Here is a 20,129-nt window from a genome sequence, read left to right as displayed (position 1 = left end):
AACACTAGGACGGGGTCTGCGCGATCACCAGTTGGCGGTTCTCCGACACCACCGCCACGGTGCCCTTCGCGATCGACGCGTTCTCGATCTGGTCGGCGGACTTGCCCACGTCGAGCGGCGACGACAGCTTCCCGGTCTCGACGTCGACGGCGGCGACCGTGGTGACCGAACCCTTGCCGCTGCCCAGGTAGCGGATGGTCCGGATCAGCACCCACCGGTCGTCGGCGGCGATCGCGGCCACGCTGGTGATGCCGCCGTCGAGGGCCTGCTTCTTGGCTCCGGTGGCGACGTCGTGCATGGCCGGCTTGCCGACGTTGCCGATCTGCCACTCGCCGAGGAGCAGGCCGGCCTTCATCAGGTACCACTCGGGCTTGAGGGTGCTGGTGAAGGTCTGCTTCCAGGCTTCCTTGCTCGACTTCAGGTCCATCGAGATGAGCGTGTAGGTGCTGTTGGCGTTGTACAGGACGCACATGTGCTGCGGCCCGCACGGCTTGATCTGCTCGATGCGCGCGCCCGCGGGCAGCGGGACCTCCCACCGCTTCGCGAAGGTGTCGGTCCCGTAGCCGGCGACCGTGAGGCGTCCCGGCGAGGTCTTGTCGTCGAGCCGGCCGACCAGCACGCCCTGGTAGACGCTGAACGCCTCGCCGTCGAACGGCACGGCGCCCGAGCCGCGGACCTTGCCGGTGCTGGCGTCGTACACGGTGGCGATGCCCTTGACCGAGTCGAGCCCGACGAACGTCGCCGGGTCGACGGCGACCGCCTGACGGAAGTCGGGGGCGGTCGGCGCCCGGTTCAGCAGACCGGAGACGGGGCCGGGGATGCCCTGCTGCGCGGTGGGCCCGTCGGCGGCGTAGACCATCGCCGGCACGGCCAGGATGTCGAAGCTGCTCGGCCGCTGCGGCTGGACGATCGAGTCCCACTTGACGGCGCCGCTGGCGAGGTCGACCCGCTGCACGCGACCGTTGGACGAGCCGTTGTTGATCTCGATGAACGCGTCGTTGCCGACGAAGTGGGTGACCCGCTCGTCGTCGTACTGGCGGAGCATCTTGTTGTCGCCGGTGGCCGCGTCGACGACCAGCCGCACGTTCTTGCCGCCGTGCGTGGCCGCCTTCTCGCAGTCGATGTGGAGCACGGTGCCGGTCGCGGTGATCCGGAGCTCGGTGGGCTCGACCGGGTAGCTCTTGCGCCACTTCTCCGCGCCGTCGGCGCCGAGCGCGGCGACCTCGACGGAGCTGCCGTTGACCGCGGCGTAGTACGTCACCCCGTTGGCGACGGCCGTGGTGAGCGACCCGTTGCCCGGCAGCGACGCGGTGCCGGCCTGCTTGAGGTCGCCGGCCGGCCCGAACTTGCCGTCGTCGGCGGCGGAACTGCCGTCGGAGACGTCCTCGAACCAGTTGCTCAGCGACTTGTACGCCCAGATCCCGCCCGATCCGCACGCCAGGACGACCACCGACACCACGGCGATGATCACGTACCGCAGCTTTCCGCGGCGGCGCGGCGGGCGCTGCGGAATCATGCTCGGCGTCATGGGCGGCGGCATAGGCGGCGTCATGGGCGGCGGCATCTGGGGCGCCATCTGCTGCGCGGGCGCCGGCGCCATGGGACCGGGCGGCGGCCCGAACTGCTGCTGCGGAACCGGCGCCATCGTGCCCGACGACGCGAACGGCGGGTAGCTCGCGCCCTCGCTGACCGGGGCGTTGGGCACCGGCCCGCCACTCGACGGCGCGTACGAGCCGACCGGCCCGGACGCGAACCCGGCGACCTGCTGCGTGTTCGGCGGCGCCGACAGGGGCACGCTCGGCGGCGCCGACTGCGGCGCGTTCGCCGGTCCGCCCATCGGATGCCCGTGCGCGGGGGTGTGCTGGGGACCGTGCTGCGGACCGGGCCGACCGGGCGGTGCGATCGACCCCGACGCGGTGGCCCGGCCGGCGGCCTGGCCGGTCGTGCGCCCGCCCGCCGCCACGAAGCCCCCGTAGGCGACCGGCAGCTCGGGCTGCTCCGGAACCACCGGCGCCAGCCCGAACCGGGCGTGCAGGCGGCTGGCCACCAGCGGGATCCGGCTGGACCCGCCTACCAGGAACAGCCCGGACAGCGCGTGGGGTTCCATACCGGACGCGCGCAGCACCCGCCGGGTCTCGTCGACCGCCCGGTCGATCAGCGGACCGGCGACGCGCTCGAGCTCGTCGCGGGTGAGGTGCAGGGCGCTGTCGGTACCCGGCACGTGCACCGGCGCCGACGTCGTCCGGGAGAGCATCTCCTTCGCGGCGCGCACGTCGTCCCAGAACTGCTTGCGCTCGCGCTTCTCGCTGGCCGTGCCGGGGTTGGTGATCCGCTGCCACACCCGCGGGCTCTGCATCTGGATGAGCTGCCCGAGGTGGCCGACGAGCGCGGCGTCGATGTCGACACCGCCCAGGTCGTCGAGCCCGCCGACGGACAGCACCCGCAGGCCGCCCGGCTCGCGCCGCAGCACCGACGAGTCGAGCGTGCCGCCGCCGAAGTCGAAGACCAGCACCGCACCGCCGATCGGCACCTGCTGGCTCATGACCTCCATGCAGTAGGTGGCGGCCGCGACCGGCTCGTCGACCAGCTGCACCGGGCCGAGGCCGGCGACGTTCGCCGCGTGCATCAGCACGTTGCGACGGGACGCGCCCCAGTCGGCCGGACAGGTCAGCACCACCCCGTCGCCCACGTGGACGCCGGTCTGCGCGGCCTCGGCGACCACCCGGCGGAGCAGGGCGACGAACATGTCGACGACCGTGACCTCGGTGTTGCCCAGCAGCACGCTGCCCTCGTCGACCCGGCGCTTCGGGTGCGGCTCGAAGCGACTCGGGTCGATCAGGGCCATCCGCTCGGCGTCACGGCCTACATGAAGTCGGGGCGGCTCGGAGAAGATCGAGGACGGCAGCACCGGCGAGCCGTCGAACAGCAAGGGCCTCGGTTCGGCCTCGCGCCGCACCACCGCCACGGTGTGGGAGGTTCCCAGGTCGATCGCCAGACGCAATGCTGACACGCCTGCCCTCCCCTCGCTGGACCCCGGCGATGGTACGGCAACGATGCCCGCGACATGGAATGCCTCTACCTGACCCCGGCGTCGCGCAACAGATCGTCGATCAGCTGCGACGGATCGTGTTCGAGACCCCGGGCGGCGAACCACCGGGCCATCACGGTGACGTCGCGGGCCAGGAAATCCCGCCCCTGCGGGTTGATGACCACGTCGACCACCTGGGGCAGGTCGATCAGCACCAGCTGCCCCTCGTGCACCAGCACGTTGTACGGGGAGAGGTCACCGTGCGCGAGCCCCATGCGGGCCAGCACGGTGAGCGCGTCGACCAGCTGGCTCCACAGCGACCGCAGCTCGTCCCAGCCCGGACGGGTCTGCACCAGCCGCGGCGCGGCCTCCCCGTCGGCGTTGCCGATGAACTCCAGCAACAGCTCGGTGCCGACGAGCTGCACCGGGTACGGCACCCGGACGCCGCCGTACTCCGCACCGATCTGCCACAGCCGGCCGAGCGCGGCGAACTCCGCGCCCGCCCACTGCCCGGCGATCACCTCGCGACCGAACGCGGTGCGGTTGCCGGTGGCCCGGTTCATGCGGGACTCCCGCTCGCGGCGCCCTTCCAGGTAACCGGCGTCGCGGTGGAACATGCGGTGTTCGGCGGCCCGGTACCGTTTCGCGGCCATCAGGACGCTGCGCCCGGACAGTGGACCCGACCGCTCGATCAGGAAGACATCGGCTTCCTTGCCCGTTTTCAGCATGCCGAGTTCGGTGTCGATCGCACCGTCGTCGGTGACGACCCAGTCGGGCCAGGGTTGCGGCCCGTGCAGGGTGCCCGTGTCGGTGAACGTGGACCACCGGTCGCCGGTGGGTGGCCCGTCGGGATCCGGTTCGTCGACCGCGACCGGAGCCTGTGCTCCGGGCCGGCGACGCTTTACAAAGCGTGGTTCGTCATCGTCAAAGCGGCGGCGACGGTTCGACCGCCCACCGCCGAGGTCGTGCTCTCGCAACGGAGGAACTCCTCGAAAGAAGGGAACGGAGGCAGGGGCAAGCCCTTGACAGGAGCCACGGCTGGACCTCCTTCTCTTCTGTGAGCAGCTGTGCCGTTGCGGCACGCGCGTCAGAACTCTGCCGCGCGCCGGCGGCGACCGTCAACCGGTTTTCGTGGCGAGCACCGCGGCGACGGCTTCGATCAGCCCGTCGCACTGCATCGTCGGCGCGAACCGCTCGTCCGACCACGGCCGGCCGCGCCGGATCCACGCGCTGGGGATGCCCAACGCGTTGGCGCCGCCGATGTCGACCTCGGGGCTGTCGCCGATCAGCCAGGCGCCCGACAGGCGCCCGCCCACCCGGTCGGCCGCGATCGAGAAGATGCGCGGGTTCGGCTTGCGGACACCGACGTCATCGGAGATGACGTACGCGGCGACCTTGCGGATCAGGCCGGTGCGGATGAGCTTCTCGGTCTGCACCTGCGTCTCACCGTTCGTCACCACCACCGGCAGCCACCCCGCGTCGGTGGCTATCTGCAACGCGAACGCGACCAGCGGGTCGAGGCGCAGGTTGGCGAGCAGGCCTTCGCGGATCTCCTCGACCAGGTCGATCGGGCGGCGCCGCAACCGGTACCGGGCCCGGATCGCGTCGGCGAGGTCCCACGCCGAGGTCAACCCGTCGGCGTCGACCATGTCGAGCCAGTCGACCTCGGAGTCGGATACCCCGATCTCGGCCAGAAATCCCGTGGCCCAGGCCCGGAACGCCCCCGCCCGGTCGAGCAGGGTGTTGTCCAGGCTGAGGAACAACAGGGGCACGCCGGGAGATTACGGCAGACTATCCGATCGGCGACAGTCCCCTTGACCCCCAAATGAATCATGAAAATTCGGTAGCCACATCCAGGGCGCTGGATCCGCCTCGACGGCCGGTGGATTATGTAAGCCGTACGTACGTCTTGCATAATCAACCGGTGCCCCGGGTGAGCCAGAACCAGCTCGATGCCCGGCGTCGGCAGATCCTCGCCGGCGCCCGGGCGTGCTTCGCCCGGCACGGCTACGAGGGTGCCACCGTACGCCGGCTGGAGGAGGAGACGGGCCTGTCGCGGGGCGCCATCTTCCACCACTTCCGCGACAAGGAGTCGCTGTTCCTCGCCGTGGCCGAGGACGACGCCGCCACGATGGTCGCCACGGTGGCCGAGAACGGCCTGGTGCAGGTGATGCGCGACCTGCTGGCCCACGCCGACGAACCCGACCAGGCCGGGTGGCTCGGCACCCAGCTCGAGGTGTCGCGGCGGCTGCGCACCGACCCGGCGTTCGCGAACCGGTGGGCGGCCCGGTCGGAGGCGATCGCCACCGCCACCCGCGACCGGCTCGGCCGCCAGCGCGACGCCGGCGCGCTGCGTGCCGACGTTCCCGTGGCGGCCCTCGCCCAGTTCCTCGAGCTCGCCTACGACGGGCTGGTGCTGCACCTGGCGATGGGCCGGCCCGCCAAGGACCTCGGCCGGGTGCTCGATCTCATCGAGGGAACCGTTCGAAGGGCCCGGTAGGCGACGCTGTGACCCTTGACACCCATAGACCACAATGAGTCATGGGTGTCGTACGCGACGTCATCGTCCTCGTCCTCGTCGCCGCGGTGGGCGTGCTGCTGATCAAGCACGGCAACCGCCGGACCCGACGGATGGCCCTGGCCTGGCCACCGCCCGGGCAGGACCGGTTCGACCCGGCCACCCTCACCGGCGAGCAGCTCGGCTACCTCAGCGACCGCGGCAACGGCGCGATCGAGGCGGCGGTGGCCCGCCTGCGGGTCGGCGGCGCCGTCACCTACCGATGGTCGGACAACACGCTCGCTCCCACGGGCCGTGGGTTGCCGGACGGGTCCGCGACCCCGCTGTCGACGGCGGTGCTGTCCGCCGCCTCCGAGCAGCCCCCGATCGGCGGGCTCGGACGGCATCCGGCGGTCCGCGACGCCGTACGCGACCTCGGCGGTGACCTCGACGACACCTGGAAGCGCACCGACGTGCCGCCGCGGCACTTCGTCTCCTGCGGGATCCCGGTGCTCCTGCTGAGCGCGGCGACGCTGGCCTGGGCCGTCCTGGTGCCACCGTTCCGGGCGGTCACCGACGTGCCGCTGATCCTGCTCGCGGTCGTGGGCCTGGTCGCCGGCGCGGTGGTGGGCAGCCAGCCGGTGCCGATGGAGACGATCCGCCTCCGGACGCTGCGTCGCGCGCGGGAACGCAACACCCACCTCGACCCCGGCATGAACCCGGCGCTGCGGACGTACGGCCCGGCCGCCGCCGCGGTCGCCGTAGGACTGTTCGGCCTGTCGGCCATGGTCGACACCGACCTGCCACTGTCGTCGGTGTCGGTGCGTGACCAGACGGCGGAGGCGGACGCGGCGCTGGCGGCGGCCACGTACGACGACGAGGACGGCCGTCCGATCTACGGCTGCGGCGGGTTTGACGCCGCGGGCGGCGGCGGCGGCGGTGGGAGCAGCGGCGCCGGATGCGGGGTGTGGATCGCATGACCTGGTATCTGGTGGCCGCCGTGCTCGTCGGGGTCGGTACCGTCCTCGCCCGCCGGCGGGCCGTCCTCGGCCCGCACCCGGTCGACGGCACCGACCTCGACGGTGCGCGGGTCGGCTACCTGGTCGGTGGTCCGTCGCGGGCGGTGGCCGCCGTCCTCGGCGGCCTGCGGGTCGACGGTGCCATCGCGTTCACCGACGGCGCGGTCGTGCGCACCGGGCCCGCGCCGCGGATCTGGGGAACGCTGGGTGAGACGGTGCACGCCGCCACGACCGGCAAGCCCGGCCTCACCGGCCTGCTGCGTCATCCCGGGCCGGTGTACGACGAGCTCGCCTCGACGGGTGCCGACCTGATGCGCCGGGGGTGGCTCGTGTCCGGGTCGACCCGGTCGGGGGTGAAGATGACCGCCCTCCCGATGTGGGCGCTTGCCCTCGTCGGTGCGGTCATGGTCATTCGCGCGGCGGCGACCGGGCGACCGTTCGGCTGGCCGCTCATCGCGACGGGTGCGGTGTTCTACGCCGCGGTGCGGTTGAGCCGGGTACCTGCGCTCACCACCCACGGGAGCCTGGCCCTGCGCCAGCTCACCGACGCGAACGCGCACCTCCACCCCGACGCGGGGCCGAGCCTGCGCACCTACGGGGCGGCGACGGCCGCCGTCGCGGTCGGGTTGTTCGGGACGACCGTGCTGCTGCCCCTCGATCCCGGCCTGGCCCGGGGCATCGACGAGCTGCCATACGCTTCCCCGGACCCGCCCCGACCGGCACCGGACGCCCCCGGAAGGGCGGCGCCGCGCCGCGGCCGCGGGCCATCCGGTGGCGGGCCGTCCTGCGGGGGCGGCCCGTCCTGCGGCGGCGGGTGCGGCGGTCCATGAAGGTTCGGTTCAGATCCCGGCCGGTGCCGGGCGTCGGTTGTGGAGGCGACGCACCATGGGACCCATGGACACGCGGTACGGGGTGGGAATCGGCTGGCGGCCCGAGATCGCCGGCTACGTGGCCGAGCTGCCGGGCCTGAGGTTCACCGAGGTCATCGCCGAGTCCGTGCGGCCGTCCGATCCACCGCCGGCGCTCCTGGCGCTGCGCGAGCGGGGCGTCACCGTGATCCCGCACGGCGTGAAGCTCTCGCTCGGTGGGGCCGAACCGGTGGACCGCAAGCGGGTGCGGCACATGGCCGAGTGCGCCGAGGCCCTCGGCTCGCCGTGGGTGAGCGAGCACATCAGCTTCTGCCGGGCCGGCGGCCTGGAGGTCGGGCATCTCACACCGTTGCCGCGCACCCGCGACTCGGTGAACGTCATGGTCGACAACGTGAAGCGGGTGCAGGCCGACCTGCCGGTGCCGATCGCGCTGGAACCGATCGCCGCGCTGTTCGACTGGCCCGACCCGGAGCTCACCGAGGCCGAGTTCCTCGTCGAGATCCTCGACCGCACCGGCGCGCTGCTGCTGCTCGACATCGCCAACGTGTACGCCAACGCGGTCAACCGCGGCGAGGAGCCGACCGCGCTGCTCGACCAGCTTCCGCTGGAACGCGTCGCCTACGTGCACGTCGCCGGCGGCGAGGAGCACGACGGGATCTACCACGACACCCACACCGACGCGACCCCGCCCGAGGTGCTCGACCTGGTCCGCGAGCTGTGCGGACGGCACCTTCCGCCGGCACTGATCCTGGAACGCGACGGCCACTACCCGCCCGCGGCCGAGCTGTCCGCCGAGCTCGACGCGATCGCGGCCGCCGCCGGGGTCGAGCGGATCACGGCATGAACGAGGTCGACGCCGCCCGGGCCCGCCTCGGTGACCAGCTGGCCGGGCTCACCGAGGCGCTCGTCGCCGGTGCGCCGGTGCCGGACGGGTTCGACGAGCGCCTGTTCACCGTCGCCAGGTCGTCATTGCTGAACAAGCGGGCCTCCGAGGTGGCGCACACCTGGCCCCGGCTCGCCGCCGCGCTCGGTCCACAGTGGAGGGCGACGTTCCGCGCGTGGGCCGCGGAGCGCCCGCCCCGCGGCTCGCTCTGCGACGGCTTCGACCTCGCGCGCTACCTCGCCGTCACCGGTGGGATCCCCGCCGGACCCGGGCGCCGGCACGCGCTCGCCGAGCTCGCGGCCCGCGAGGGCCACTGGCGCTACGACGGCACCCGCCCACCGAAGCCGCGCCGGCTTCCCGGGTTCGCGAAGCGCTGGATCGGCCGGGCGAAGACCCGCGTCCTCACCGCTTAGCCGTCAGCTCCACCAGGGTCGCGATCAGCTCCTCGGCGGTGGTCCGCCACTTGTCGGTGCCCGGGTGGGCGTCGGCCTCTCCGACCACCGCGGCGACGATGCCGAGGAACTCGTCCTGCGCCCGTGACGCGGCGCGCACGAGCGCACCGGGGTCGCCGTCGGGCGTGCTGAACAGCATGCGGTAGAGGTGCGCGGAGAAGGCCGCGCTCGTGGTCGCCCGCGCGGTGACCGACCGCCGGCCCCGCACCCGGTACACCATCGGCCGCGACGCGGCCGTCATGACCCGGCTCTCCCGGGTGCTGCCCGACCGGCCGCTCGACCACCTCCTGGCCGCCGACCTCCGCTCCCACTACGCCTAGGTGTTCACCGGCCGCCGGGCGACGAGGAGCACGTGGGTCACCGGCCAGTCCAGGTCGTCCAGCCGGGCCACCGGAGCCAGCCTGTTGTCGACGATCCAGTCGTTGCGCCAGGCGTGCGAGGCCGGCGCCACCTCGAAACCGACGTCGGTGAGCAGCGCCACCCAGTCGGCGTAGGAGAGGCCGCAGAACTGCTCGTGCGCCTCCGACAGCCAGTTGTCGGCGTAGTCCTTGCGGGTCAGGTAGTCCATCGCCGCGCCGAGCGGCAGCTCCACGGTCGCGTCGTCGACGGGCGTGTACGGCAACGGGAACCGGAAGTCGACGGCGAACTGGTCCAGCCGCGCGCGGGTCGACAGGCCCGACACGTACGCGCTCACGCGGTCCCGTGGAAGCTCTTCGAGATCTTTCCGCGGCGACAGGGGATTGGCGCCGTCGTCGGTGCGCAGCGTGAGGCGCACGGTGCGGCCGGGGTCGTCGGGACCGCAGACGTCGGAGTTGATCCACACGCCGCCCGGCACGGTGTGCTCGAAGATCGCCTCGGCGAACGCCCGCACCGACGGCAGGCCCGTGCCGTACGACCAGATCTCGTGCGTGAGCGCGAACGTCAACGTGGTGTCGACCGACCGCGGCGGGAGGACCGCACCGCCCAGCACGTTGCGCTGGTAGAAGTAGACGTTCGGGTTGCGGAAGCCGCCCTGCGCCTTGCGGTGCACGCACTCCTCGTAGAGGTGGCGGGCGACCTCGACGCCGATCAGGTCGCTCTCCCGCAGCGCGGGTTCGGCGTCGGCCAGTGCGAGTACGGCGCCGGCACCGCAGCCGATGTCGACGATGCGGCCGGCACGCACGTGCTCGCGCACGGCGGTCCACTTGCGGGCCGCGCTCTCCTCGAATGCCTCGGCGTAGGTGCGGTAGTCGCGGGTCGTGGTGAGGCCGCCCTCGTCGCCGACCACCGGGTCGTTGACCACGCTGCGCACCAGCGCGTCGAGGCCGTAGCGGTCGAAGACGTCGAGGGTCGCGGGGTGGGCGAGGTCGCGCCAGTCGCCGTCGTCGGCGGCCAGCATCAGCAGGACGTCCCAGGGCCTGGCCGGCTGCGGGTCGGGCTCGGCGGCCTCCACGGGCAGGATGCGGAACCCGAGTTCGGCGTACATCGCGGCCACCTCGGGGGTGGAGCACGCCACGAGGCAGGTTTCGGGCTCTGGCGCGCGTCCCATCGACGCTTCCATGGTCTTGAGGGTCACCTCGGCGAACCGTTCGGTGTGCGCGGTGTCGAACACCGGGATCACCAGCGAGCGCAGGCCCTCGGCGATGCTGAACCGCTCGATCGCGGCCTCGCGCCGGTCGAACGGAACCGGGTTGCGCTTCGTGTTCTGGTGGTTGGCGCTCGTCACGGCCCAGATGATCGTGTCGGCCCGCTGTTCGCGCAGGTAGCGGGCCTGGAAGCGGGTGAGCACGTGGTGCCGGCCGGGAAAGAGGATCTCCACCCGGCATTCCTATCAGGAGCCGGGGTCACTGCGGTGCGCCATCGATCGGTACACTCTCCGCTCGGATCAAGGGCATCGATGGGGGTGTTGTGGGGGCCTTATCCGGCTCGATGCCAGAAGCGGTCGTCGACGCGATCTCGGCGGGTCTGCTTCTCACCACCCCCGGCGGTGATCCGGTCTGGTTCAACCGCGCGCTACGCGACCTCGCGGGCCCGGCCATCCCCACGCTGCCGCTGGCCGGCGCGGTGGCGGGCGGTCCGCCGGTGCAGGCGTCGTTCGTCGACGCCGACGGCCTCGAACGGCACCTGCAGGTCGCGTGCACACCGGTCGGCGACCGGCTCCTGTACGAGATCACCGACGTCACCGACCTGCACGACGCCCGCACGGCCGCCGACAACCACGCCTGGCGGCTCGCCCACGTGGAGCGGATCGCCAAGATCGGCACCTGGGAGTGGAACCTCGGCACCACCGAGCTGACGTGGTCCGAGGCGACGATGGCGACGTTCGGCTTCCCCGCCGGCACCACGCTCGACTTCGACATGTTCCGGGCGCACGTCTTCCCCGACGACCTGCCGATGGTCGAGGCGACGCTACGGCAGGCGCTGACCACCGGCGGCCAGTTCAACTACACGCTGCGGATGTACCTGGCCGACCGCGCGACGCTGCGCACGTTCGAGTGCTACGGCGAGGTGTTCACCGACGCCGACGGCACGCCGACGCGGGTGCTCGGCACCGCGCACGACATCACCGAGATCCGCCGGGTGCAGGACGAGCTCGCCTACCTCGCCGACCACGACGCGCTCACCGGGCTGGTCAACCGCCGCTCGTTCACCGCGCGGCTCGACGCGACGCTGTCGGCGCGCACCGGCGGCGGCGCGCTGCTGCTGGTCGACGTCGACAACTTCAAAGACATCAACGACCTGCGCGGGCACGCCGTCGGCGACGAGGTGATGCGGTCGCTGAGCCGGCGGCTGCAGCGGCACCTGCCGGAGGGCGCGGTGCTCGGCCGGCTCGGCGGCGACGAGTTCGCCGCGCTGCTCGACGGCTGCGACGCCGCGACCGCGCTGGAGATCGCCGAGCACCTGTGTCACGCGGCCAGCGACACCCCGATGGTGTTCGGTGACGAGGCGCTGCGGATCTCGGTGAGTATCGGCGCCGCTCCGCTCGACGGCGAGGCCGACTGCGAGGTGCTGCTCGCCCACGCCGACCTCGCCCTGTACGAGGCGAAGAACGCCGGGCGCAACCGGGCCCGGCTGTTCGCGCCCGAGCAGTACCGCCACGCGGTGCAGCGGGTGAACATCCTCAGCCGGGTGCGTGCCGCGCTCGACACCGGTCACCTCAAGCTCGACGCGCAGCCGATCGTCACGCTCGCCGACGGGCAGACGGCGAGCTACGAGCTGCTCGTGCGGCTCCGCGACGGGCTGTACCCGCACGTCGGGCCGGCCGACATCCTGCCCGCGCTGGAGCGCGGCGACCTGGTGCGCGAACTCGACCGCTGGGTGGTCACCGAGGCGATCAGCGCCCTGTCACAGGCCCGCGACCTGTGGCTCGACGTCAACCTGTCGACCCGCAGCATCGACGACCCGACGTTCGGCGACTGGGTGGTGTCGGCGCTCTCCCGGGCCGGCGTCGACCCGAAGCGGCTCGGCGTGGAGATCACCGAGACCGCCGCGATCAGCAACCTCGACGCGGCCCGCCGCCTCGCCGCCGCCCTCACCGGTGCCGGCTGCCGGTTCAGCCTCGACGACTTCGGTGCCGGCTTCGGCTCGTTCGCCTACCTGAAGCACCTGCCGTTCACCACCGTGAAGATCGCCGGTGAGTTCGTGCGGCAGGCCGACAGCCGCAGCGTCGACCGCGTGCTCGTCGACGCCGTGGTGCGGGCCGCCAGCGGGCTGGGCATGACCACGGTCGCCGAGTACGTCGACCGGGCACCCCTGGTCGACGCGTTGCGGGAGCTCGGCGTCACCAAGGGCCAGGGCTACTACCTGGGCCGGCCGGGCAAGCTCGACGACCTGCTGGCCAGGCACCGCACCGAACCGGGCGCCACGATGAAGATCCGCATCCCCGAGGTGCTCGCCGCCATCCGCGACCAACACCCCGAAGCCCAGTAGCCGCCCCGCCCCGCCCTGCTGCCGCGCCGCCGCCGCCGACAACATGCGCCGCGGCCTACGCGCACCAGTCGCGGGCGAGGCGGACCAGGGTCTCCGTGCAGTGGTGCACCTGGGCGACCGGCACGCGTTCGTCGGGGGCGTGGGCGTAGCGGGCCTCTCCCGGTCCGTACTGCAGGGTGGGGACGCCCGCGGCGGCGAGCAGCCGCAGATCGGACCCGTACGGCGCGCCACCGACCGAAATGGCTGACTTGTCGCCGAGTGAGGCGACTGACGGCGACCGGCCGTCGGCCCGTACGAGCGCCGCGACCAGCTCGTCGGACGAGCACCGGCCCGACGCGAACTGGCCGCCCCACCACTCGACGGTCACCGGATGGTCGCGCAGCCACGGGTCCGCCCGGCAGGCGTCGGCCACCGCCGCCTCGAACGCCGCCCGCGCCACGGCGACCGGCTCGTCGAGCGCCACCCCGAACCGCCCCTCGGCGACCAGCAGGTCGGGGACGGACGACGACCAGTCCCCCGCCCGCACCGTGCCGATCTCCAGCGGGTAGGCCACGTCCCACCGCGCCATCACCGGGTCGACGGTCGCGTTCCGGGTCGCCTCGAAGGCGCGCAGGGCGGCGAACACCGGCTGGAACTTCTCGACCGCGCTCACCCCGGCCGTGCGCGTCGAGGCGTGGGACGCCCGGCCCGGCACCCGCAGCCGGAACGTCAACGCGCCTCCGTTGGCGACGAGCAGGTCGAGGTTCGTCGGCTCGGTGATGACGCACGCGTCGGCCCGCCAGCCACGGTCGAGCATCGCGTACGTGCCGAGGCCGCCGTCCTCCTCGCCGACCACGGCCGCGAACAGCACGTCACCGCGCAGCGGGTGGCCGCTCAGCGCGGACCCGCGCAACGCGAGCAACGCGTGGAGCGCCGACACCACGCCGCCCTTCATGTCGCAGGCGCCGCGGCCGTAGACGTGCCCGTCCAGGAGCCGCCCGGAGAAGGGGTCGTCGGTCCAGGCGTCGAGATCGCCGGGCGGAACGACGTCCAGATGGCCGTTGACCATGAGCGAGCGCCCGCCGCCGCTGCCCGGCAGCCGCGCGACCAGGCCGAGCGCGGCGGACCGCGGCACCTCCATGCCGGGGAAGTCGGCACGCCCGGCCAGGTCGGCGACCGGGATCGGCCAGCAGTCGACCTCGATGCCCTCGACGCGCAGCAGACCGGCGACCGTCTCGACGATGGCGACCTCGGCGTCGGTGCCGTCGACGCTCGGTATCCGCACCAGGTCGATCAGGGTGCGTAACTGATCATCCACAGCCGCACCCTAACGCAGGCGATAGGTGGGACCTGGTATCCCGGCAAGACATTGACGTATCTCGCTGTATCGATAGCGTAGCGGACAATACTCCACACCCCCGGAGGTGGTCCTTGACCGCACGAAGACGCCGATGGCTGTCGGTAGGAACCCTGGCAGCGGCGGCTTTCCTCGCCACACAGCTGGCCGGCGCCCCGGCCGCACAGGCCGAACCCCAGGTCGCCGCGGCCCGCATCCTGTACTACAACGCGAGCGGCGCCGCCGAGTTCCGCGCGGCCGTCGACCAGGGCGCGGCGAACTGGAACGCCAGCGTCACCAACGTCCAGCTGCGCCCGGTGCCGGCCGGTGGTCGCGCCAACATCACCGTCACCGCCGACAACAACTGGCCGCGCGCCCAGGTCACCTCGCTCGGCAACGGCCGCATCTGGATGGGCCGCCAGGCGGTGCAGCAGGGCCACTACCCACCCCGGATCGCGGCCCACGAGTTCGGCCACATCCTCGGCCTGCCCGACCGGCGCACCGGCCTGTGCACCGACCTGATGTCGGGCAGCAGCGCACCCGCGTCGTGCCGCAACGACCGCCCGAACGCGGCCGAGGCGCGCGAGGTCAACGCGCTGTTCGCCGGATCGCTCGCCGCCCGGACCGTGTCGGCCACCTTCACCTGGGAGTCCCGATGAGAAGACTCGTACGCACGCTCGCCGCGGCCGCGCTCGCCACGGCCGCCGGGCTGGCGGCGCTGCCCGCCGCGGCACAGGCCAGTGACGACGGACCCGGCATCCTCGTCGTCGGCGGCCGGCAGGCGACCGAGAACTACTCGTTCCTGGTCTACACGTCCGGCTGCACCGGTTCGCTGATCAAGGCGAACTGGGTCGTTACGGCCCGGCACTGCCCCACGCCCTCGTCGGTGCGGGTCGGCAGCATCAACCGCAGCAGCGGCGGGGTCGTCGTCCGGGTCACCCGGGCGGTCAACCACCCGTCGGCCGGGTCGGACGTGAAGTTGCTGCAGCTCGCGTCGAACGTCACCTACGCGCCGGCGCCGATCCCGACGTCGTCGGGCGCGGTCGGCACCGCCACCCGCATCATCGGCTGGGGTCAGACCTGCGCACCGCGCGGGTGCGGCAGCGCGCCGACGATCGCCAACGAGCTCGACACGTCGATCGTCGCCGACAGCCGCTGCTCGGGCATCTACTCCGCCACCGAGATCTGCACCAACAACACCAACGGCAACTCGGGCGCCTGCTACGGCGACTCGGGCGGCCCGCAGGTGCGCCAGATCAACGGCCGTTGGAACCTGATCGGCGCCACCAGCCGCGCCGGCAACAACAACTCCACCTGCGCCACCGGCCCGTCGATCTACGGCGACCTGCCCGCGATCCGCACCTGGATCAACACCCAGGTCGGTGGTTTGCCCGCATAGTTTCGGGTACGCGTTCGACATGAGGTCCGTGTCGATGCCGAGCGGACCGGCGCGTCCCGCCGGTCCGCTCGGCGCATTCCTGAAAAAGCAACGGGACGCGGTGCGCGCGGCCGAGCACGGCGTGCGCCACGGCGACCCCGACGCCGTCCACGACATGCGCGTGGCGACCCGCCGCCTCCGGTCGGCGCTGCGCACGTTCCGCCCGGCCCTGCGCCGGTGGCAGCCGCTGCGCGACGAGCTCAAGTGGCTGGCCGCCGCACTCGGCGAGGTCCGCGACCGCGACGTGATGGCCGCCCGCCTCGGCGCCGAGCTCGACGACCAGCCGCCGGAGCTGGTCATCGGCCGGGTACGCAACCGCCTCCGGCTCACCCCCGGCCTCGCCCGGGCCCGCCACGCCCTGGTCGGCACGCTCGACTCGCCCCGCTACGGGAAGCTCCTCGCCGCCCTCGACGACCTGGTGGCGACCGGCCCGTCGCGCACCCTCGGCAAGCGCGCGCTGCGCAAGGCGGCCCGCAGGGACCTGCGCCGCGCCGACAAGCGGCTCGACCGGGCCCGCCGCTCGAACCGCGACGGGGACCTGCACGACGCCCGCAAGGCCTACAAGCGGGCCCGGTACGCCGTCGAGGTGCTCCGCCCGGTCGACGGCCGGCCCGCGCAACGGTTGCGCAGGCGCCTCGGCGACCTGCAGGACGCGCTCGGCGCCCACCAGGACGCGGTGGTGACCGCCGACCTGCTGCGCCGGCAGGCGATGCGCGCCTACACCGACGGCGAGAACACGTTCACGTACGGGCTGCTCGCGGCCCGCCAGCAGCAGGCCGCGGCACGCAGCCGCACCCGGGTCGACCGGGTGCGCAGGGCCGCCCGCAAGCCCCGTCGCTGGCTCGGCTGATCCGGATTTGTAGGGTCGGACCATGGAACTGGGGCTCAGCGACCGGGTGTACGTGCTCACCGGGGCAACCAAGGGGCTGGGGTTCGCCACCGCCCGTTGCCTCGTCGCCGACGGTGCACGGGTCGTGGTGTCGTCACGAAGTCGGGAGTCGGTCGACCGGGCCGTCGCCGAACTCGGGTCGAACGCCACGGGCATCGTCGCCGACCTCGCCGACCCCGGGACCCCCGATGCCCTCGTCGCCGCGGCCCGCGACCGCTTCGGCCGCCTCGACGGCGCGCTGGTCTCGGTGGGCGGCCCGCCCGGCGGTGGACCGCTCGACGGCACCGACGAGCAGTGGACCGAGTCGTTCCGGTCGGTCTTCCTCGGCACCGTGCGCACGACCCGCACGATCGCCGGCCAGCTCGGCGAGGGCGGCGTGATCGCCCTGGTGCTGTCGACCTCGGTCCGCACCCCGCTGAGCGGCCTGTCCATCTCCAACGGCCTGCGCCCCGGCCTGGCCATGTGGGCCAAGGACCTGGCCGACGCCGTGGGCCCGCGCGGCGTGCGCGTCGTGAGCCTGCTGCCCGGCAGCATCCTCACCGACCGCGGCCGGGACCTGCTCGCCCGCAACCCCGACCCCGAGCAGGCCAGGGCCGACACCGAGGCCCGCATCCCGCTGCGCCGGATGGGCCAGCCCGCCGAGTTCGGCCGGGTGGCGGCGTTCGTCCTCTCCCCGGCCGCGAGCTACCTGACCGGCATCGCCCTACCGGTCGACGGCGGAATCCTTCGGGCGCTCTAGCGGCTCCCGCGGCGGGAGCGGCGAGTCGGCGAACTGGGTGCGGTACAGCTCCGCGTACAGCCCCGCCGCCGTCACGAGCTCTTCGTGGGTGCCGCGCTCGACGATGCGGCCCTCGTCGAGCACCAGGATCTGGTCGGCGTCGCGCACCGTCGACAGGCGGTGGGCGATCACCAGGGCCGTGCGGCCGCTCAGCGCCTCGGCGAGCGCCCGCTGCACGGCGGCCTCGGACTCGGAGTCGAGGTGCGCGGTGGCCTCGTCCATGATGACGATCGACGGCGCCTTCAGCAGCAGCCGGGCGATCGCGATGCGCTGCTTCTCGCCGCCGGAGAACCGGTAGCCGCGCTCGCCGACCACCGTGTCGAGCCCGTCGGGAAGGCTGCGCACGAGGTCGCCGATCTGGGCACGGTCGAGGGCGGCCCAGATCTCGTCGTCGGTGGCGTCGGGACGCGCGTAGCGCAGGTTCTCGAGGATCGTCTCGTGGAACAGGTGCGAGTCCTGCGAGACGACGCCGATCGTGTCACGCAGGCTCTGCAGGGACGCCTCCCGCACGTCGACGTCGCCGACGAGCACCGCCCCACCGGTGACGTCGTAGATCCGGGGCAGCAGCATCGCGGTGGTCGACTTCCCCGCGCCGGACGGGCCGACCAGCGCCACCATCTGTCCAGGGTGGACGGTGAACGAGACCCCGCGGAGCACCTCGGCCGACACGGTGCGGTCGAGCGTCGCGACGTCCTCCAGCGACGCCAGCGACACCTCGGCCGCGCTCGGGTACCGGAACCGCACGTCGCGGAACTCGACCCGGCCGGTGCCCGGTGGCACCCGCCTCGGGTCCGCCGGCTCGGCGATCGACGGCCGCAGGTCGAGGACCTCGAAGACCCGCTCGAACGACACCAGCGCGCTCATCACGTCGACCCGCACGTTCGACAGTGCGGTCAGCGGGCCGTAGAGCCGGGTGAGCAGCAGCGCCAACGTGACGACCGTGCCGGCGCTGATGGAGCCGCGCACCGCGAACCACCCGCCCAGCCCGTACGTCAACGCCTGTGCGAGCGACGCGACGAGCAGCATCGCCACGAAGAACGTGCGCGAGTACATCGCCGACTGGACGCCGATGTCACGCACCCGCTCGGCGCGCTCGCTGAACCGTTGCGCCTCCTTCTCGGGACGCGCGAACAGCTTCACCAGCATCGCGCCGGAGACGCCGAACCGCTCGGTCATCGTGGCGTTCATCTTCGCGTCGAGCCCGTACGCCTCCCGGGTGATGTCGGCCAGCCGGCGGCCCACCCGGCGCGCCGGCAGGATGAACACCGGCAGCAGCACCAGCGACAGCGCGGTGATCTGCCACGACAACGTGAGCATCACCGCCGCGGTGAGCACGAGCTGGATGACGTTGCTGACGACCCCGCTGAGCGTGCTCGTGAACGCCCGCTGCGCACCCAGCACGTCGTTGTTCAACCGGCTCACCAGCGCACCGGTCTGCGTGCGGGTGAAGAACTGCACCGGCATGCGCTGCACGTGGTCGTAGACCCTCGTGCGGAGGTCGAAGATGATGCCCTCGCCGATGCGGGCGGAGTACCACCGCTGGACGAGCGACAGCAGCGCGTCGGCCACGGCCAGCCCGGCGATGAACAACGCGATGCGCACCACCGTGCCGCCCGCCTCGGGCCCGCCCCTGGTGATGGCGTTGATGACGTCGCCGGCGAGCACCGGGGTGGCCACCCCGATGACGGCACCGACGACGACGGTGAGCAGGAACACGGCGATGGCGCGGCGGTACGGACGGGCGAACGCGGCCACCCGCTTCGCCGTGGCCCAGCCGACGCGTCTGTCGCCGAGTTCGCCCTCGCGGCGCAGCGAACTCAGCATCGACCAGTTACCGCCGCCCCCGGAATGGAGACTCATGAACAGTTACCTAACCCCGACGGTGTGACACTTCCTGGCCGGATCAACCGCCGGGCGTCAGGAATTATTCGCCGAGACCCGCCAGGTCGCGCAGACGACGCAGCTGCGCCTCGCGCTCGTACCTCCGCTGGGTGTCGAGGTCGCGACCGCCGGCACCGGCGACGAGCGCCTTGGTCTCGACGACAGCGTCGCGGTTACCGGCGACGATGGCCGCCGCCAGGTCCGCCACGGCGGCATCGAGCTCGGCCGCCGGCACGAGCCGGTTCACGAGGCCCATCCGCTCGGCCTCGGCCGCGCCCACGCGGCGACCGGTGACGCACAGCTCGAGGGCGCGGGCCGGACCGACGAGGTCGTACAGGGGTTTCGTGCCACCGAGATCGGGCACGAGACCGAGCGAGATCTCGGCCATGGAGAACTTCGCATCATCAGCAACAACACGCAGATCACACGCGAGGGCGAGCTGGAACCCCGCACCGATCGCGTGACCGTGAACCGCCGCGATCGACACGAGGTCGGGCCGCCGGAGCCACGTGAACGCCTCCTGATAGCCCTCGATGCGGGCCAGGGCGACCTCGTCGGCGGAGCTGGCGAGCAGGTGGAACTCGCCATCCCCGGCAACCTTGAGATCGATACCCGCCGAGAACGAGCGGCCCTCGCCACGCACGACGACCACCCGGACGTCTCCGGACAGCTCCTTGCCGAACCGGCGCAGCGCGTCCCACATCTGGGGGGTCTGTGCGTTCAGCACTTCGGGCCGGGACAACGAGATCGTTGCCACCGGCCCGTCGCGGTGTAGCTGAACCCCCGGGTCGTTCTCGGTTGTGCTCATTGTGCTCACGGTCGCGGCGCTCAGGCCTTCTTGCGCCGCCGAGCGCCGCCGCGCTGCCGGAGCTGGACCCCGGACTCGGTGAGCACCCGGTGGACGAACCCGTAGGAGCGACCCGTCGAAGCGGCGAGAGCACGGATGCTCTCTCCACCCGTGTACCGCTTCACAAGGTCCTTCGCGAGCGTCTGCCGTTCCGCTCCGACGATGCGGCGGCCCTTCTCCGTGCTGGTGGTGGCGGTGGCTGCCATGCTGATCCCTCACGTCCCAGGCTGGCGGTGATGGTGCGGTCCTCACTCATTAGACCGTCTAGTTGGATCATGCGCTAGATATCGACCGGGCGCCAACCGACACGCAGTGCATTGTCAT

At 72.5% G+C, this 20,129-nt stretch carries 20 protein-coding genes; 11 read left to right on the top strand and 9 right to left on the bottom strand.

The annotated features are described in order from the left end of the window. Nucleotides 1–4: 4 nt before the first annotated feature. The 3 genes from Voc01_RS49495 to Voc01_RS49485 form a co-directional block, all read right to left on the bottom strand. Nucleotides 5–3,010: an Hsp70 family protein gene (locus Voc01_RS49495; protein WP_203934766.1), complete on the bottom strand. Its 3,006-nt coding sequence runs from the start codon at nucleotides 3,008–3,010 to the stop codon at nucleotides 5–7. Between the two features lie 65 nt (nucleotides 3,011–3,075). After that, nucleotides 3,076–4,005, bottom strand: a complete 930-nt coding sequence (locus tag Voc01_RS49490; protein WP_203934765.1) for a serine protein kinase RIO — start codon at nucleotides 4,003–4,005, stop codon at nucleotides 3,076–3,078. Between the two features lie 141 nt (nucleotides 4,006–4,146). Then, on the bottom strand, nucleotides 4,147–4,800 hold the full coding sequence (locus Voc01_RS49485; protein WP_203934764.1) for an HAD family hydrolase: 654 nt from the start codon (nucleotides 4,798–4,800) through the stop codon (nucleotides 4,147–4,149). Between the two features lie 152 nt (nucleotides 4,801–4,952). On the opposite strand from Voc01_RS49485, the gene Voc01_RS49480 reads away from it, so the two are divergent. The 5 genes from Voc01_RS49480 to Voc01_RS49460 all read left to right on the top strand — a co-directional run bounded on the left by Voc01_RS49480 (nucleotide 4,953) and on the right by Voc01_RS49460 (nucleotide 8,709). Continuing rightward, nucleotides 4,953–5,528 carry a TetR/AcrR family transcriptional regulator gene (locus tag Voc01_RS49480; RefSeq protein ID WP_203934763.1) on the top strand — a complete coding sequence of 192 codons (576 nt, stop codon included), beginning with the start codon at nucleotides 4,953–4,955 and terminating at the stop codon, nucleotides 5,526–5,528. A 41-nt stretch (nucleotides 5,529–5,569) separates the two neighbouring features. Then, nucleotides 5,570–6,505: a TIGR04222 domain-containing membrane protein gene (locus Voc01_RS49475; protein ID WP_203934762.1), complete on the top strand. Its 936-nt coding sequence runs from the start codon at nucleotides 5,570–5,572 to the stop codon at nucleotides 6,503–6,505. Continuing rightward, nucleotides 6,502–7,374 carry a TIGR04222 domain-containing membrane protein gene (locus Voc01_RS49470; protein ID WP_203934761.1) on the top strand — a complete coding sequence of 291 codons (873 nt, stop codon included), beginning with the start codon at nucleotides 6,502–6,504 and terminating at the stop codon, nucleotides 7,372–7,374. The genes Voc01_RS49475 and Voc01_RS49470 overlap by 4 nt, the downstream gene beginning before the upstream one ends. A gap of 64 nt (nucleotides 7,375–7,438) precedes the next feature. Beyond that, nucleotides 7,439–8,257, top strand: a complete 819-nt coding sequence (locus Voc01_RS49465; RefSeq protein ID WP_203934760.1) for an MbnB/TglH/ChrH family RiPP precursor modification enzyme — start codon at nucleotides 7,439–7,441, stop codon at nucleotides 8,255–8,257. Beyond that, entirely contained in the window at nucleotides 8,254–8,709 is a 456-nt protein-coding gene (locus tag Voc01_RS49460; protein WP_203934759.1) for an SCO6045 C-terminal-like domain-containing protein, read from the top strand. The genes Voc01_RS49465 and Voc01_RS49460 overlap by 4 nt, the downstream gene beginning before the upstream one ends. Here the strand turns inward: Voc01_RS49460 and Voc01_RS49455 are convergent. Next, on the bottom strand, nucleotides 8,699–8,956 hold the full coding sequence (locus tag Voc01_RS49455) for a hypothetical protein (protein ID WP_203934758.1): 258 nt from the start codon (nucleotides 8,954–8,956) through the stop codon (nucleotides 8,699–8,701). The genes Voc01_RS49460 and Voc01_RS49455 overlap by 11 nt on opposite strands. On the opposite strand from Voc01_RS49455, the gene Voc01_RS54360 reads away from it, so the two are divergent. Continuing rightward, nucleotides 8,934–9,068, top strand: coding sequence for a hypothetical protein (locus tag Voc01_RS54360; protein WP_275423836.1), 135 nt, complete (start codon nucleotides 8,934–8,936; stop codon nucleotides 9,066–9,068). The genes Voc01_RS49455 and Voc01_RS54360 overlap by 23 nt on opposite strands. Here Voc01_RS54360 and Voc01_RS49450 read toward each other — a convergent pair. Beyond that, nucleotides 9,065–10,546, bottom strand: a complete 1,482-nt coding sequence (locus tag Voc01_RS49450) for a class I SAM-dependent methyltransferase (protein ID WP_203934757.1) — start codon at nucleotides 10,544–10,546, stop codon at nucleotides 9,065–9,067. The genes Voc01_RS54360 and Voc01_RS49450 overlap by 4 nt on opposite strands. 110 nt (nucleotides 10,547–10,656) lie before the next feature. Between Voc01_RS49450 and Voc01_RS49445 the strand changes: the two genes are divergently transcribed. Beyond that, on the top strand, nucleotides 10,657–12,657 hold the full coding sequence (locus tag Voc01_RS49445; RefSeq protein ID WP_203934756.1) for a putative bifunctional diguanylate cyclase/phosphodiesterase: 2,001 nt from the start codon (nucleotides 10,657–10,659) through the stop codon (nucleotides 12,655–12,657). A gap of 55 nt (nucleotides 12,658–12,712) precedes the next feature. On the opposite strand, the gene Voc01_RS49440 is transcribed toward Voc01_RS49445, so the two are convergent. Beyond that, the gene (locus Voc01_RS49440) at nucleotides 12,713–13,954 is read right to left on the bottom strand and encodes an ArgE/DapE family deacylase (RefSeq protein ID WP_203934755.1); all 1,242 of its coding nucleotides are present in this window, start codon (nucleotides 13,952–13,954) and stop codon (nucleotides 12,713–12,715) included. Nucleotides 13,955–14,067: 113 nt separating this feature from the next. Here Voc01_RS49440 and Voc01_RS53815 point away from each other — a divergent pair, with 113 nt between their 5' ends. Genes Voc01_RS53815 through Voc01_RS49425 form a run of 4 tightly spaced genes read left to right on the top strand, consistent with a single transcriptional unit; the run spans nucleotide 14,068 to nucleotide 17,038 of the window. Next, entirely contained in the window at nucleotides 14,068–14,631 is a 564-nt protein-coding gene (locus tag Voc01_RS53815; RefSeq protein ID WP_239161053.1) for a snapalysin family zinc-dependent metalloprotease, read from the top strand. Beyond that, complete coding sequence (locus Voc01_RS53810) at nucleotides 14,628–15,371, top strand: S1 family peptidase (protein WP_239161052.1); 744 nt, start codon at nucleotides 14,628–14,630, stop codon at nucleotides 15,369–15,371. Before Voc01_RS53815 ends, Voc01_RS53810 begins: the two co-directional genes overlap by 4 nt. 19 nt (nucleotides 15,372–15,390) lie before the next feature. Further along, nucleotides 15,391–16,260 (top strand): CHAD domain-containing protein, encoded by an 870-nt coding sequence (locus Voc01_RS49430; protein WP_203934754.1) that lies wholly within the window; start codon nucleotides 15,391–15,393, stop codon nucleotides 16,258–16,260. 22 nt (nucleotides 16,261–16,282) lie between these two features. Next, nucleotides 16,283–17,038, top strand: a complete 756-nt coding sequence (locus Voc01_RS49425; protein WP_203934753.1) for an SDR family oxidoreductase — start codon at nucleotides 16,283–16,285, stop codon at nucleotides 17,036–17,038. On the opposite strand, the gene Voc01_RS49420 is transcribed toward Voc01_RS49425, so the two are convergent. The 3 genes from Voc01_RS49420 to Voc01_RS49410 all read right to left on the bottom strand — a co-directional run bounded on the left by Voc01_RS49420 (nucleotide 17,003) and on the right by Voc01_RS49410 (nucleotide 20,011). Next, entirely contained in the window at nucleotides 17,003–18,937 is a 1,935-nt protein-coding gene (locus tag Voc01_RS49420) for an ABC transporter ATP-binding protein (RefSeq protein WP_203934752.1), read from the bottom strand. The two genes, Voc01_RS49425 and Voc01_RS49420, sit on opposite strands and share 36 nt — an antisense overlap. Nucleotides 18,938–19,001: 64 nt before the next feature. Further along, nucleotides 19,002–19,766: an enoyl-CoA hydratase/isomerase family protein gene (locus Voc01_RS49415; protein WP_203934751.1), complete on the bottom strand. Its 765-nt coding sequence runs from the start codon at nucleotides 19,764–19,766 to the stop codon at nucleotides 19,002–19,004. Between the two features lie 20 nt (nucleotides 19,767–19,786). Further along, nucleotides 19,787–20,011: a helix-turn-helix domain-containing protein gene (locus Voc01_RS49410; protein ID WP_203934750.1), complete on the bottom strand. Its 225-nt coding sequence runs from the start codon at nucleotides 20,009–20,011 to the stop codon at nucleotides 19,787–19,789. Nucleotides 20,012–20,129: the final 118 nt, after the last annotated feature.

The organism is Virgisporangium ochraceum (genome assembly GCF_016863655.1).
Taxonomy (GTDB): Bacteria; Actinomycetota; Actinomycetes; order Mycobacteriales; family Micromonosporaceae; genus Virgisporangium; species Virgisporangium ochraceum.
The sequence above is the reverse complement of the archived record's forward strand: the minus strand, read 5'-3'. Positions and strand labels throughout refer to the sequence as shown.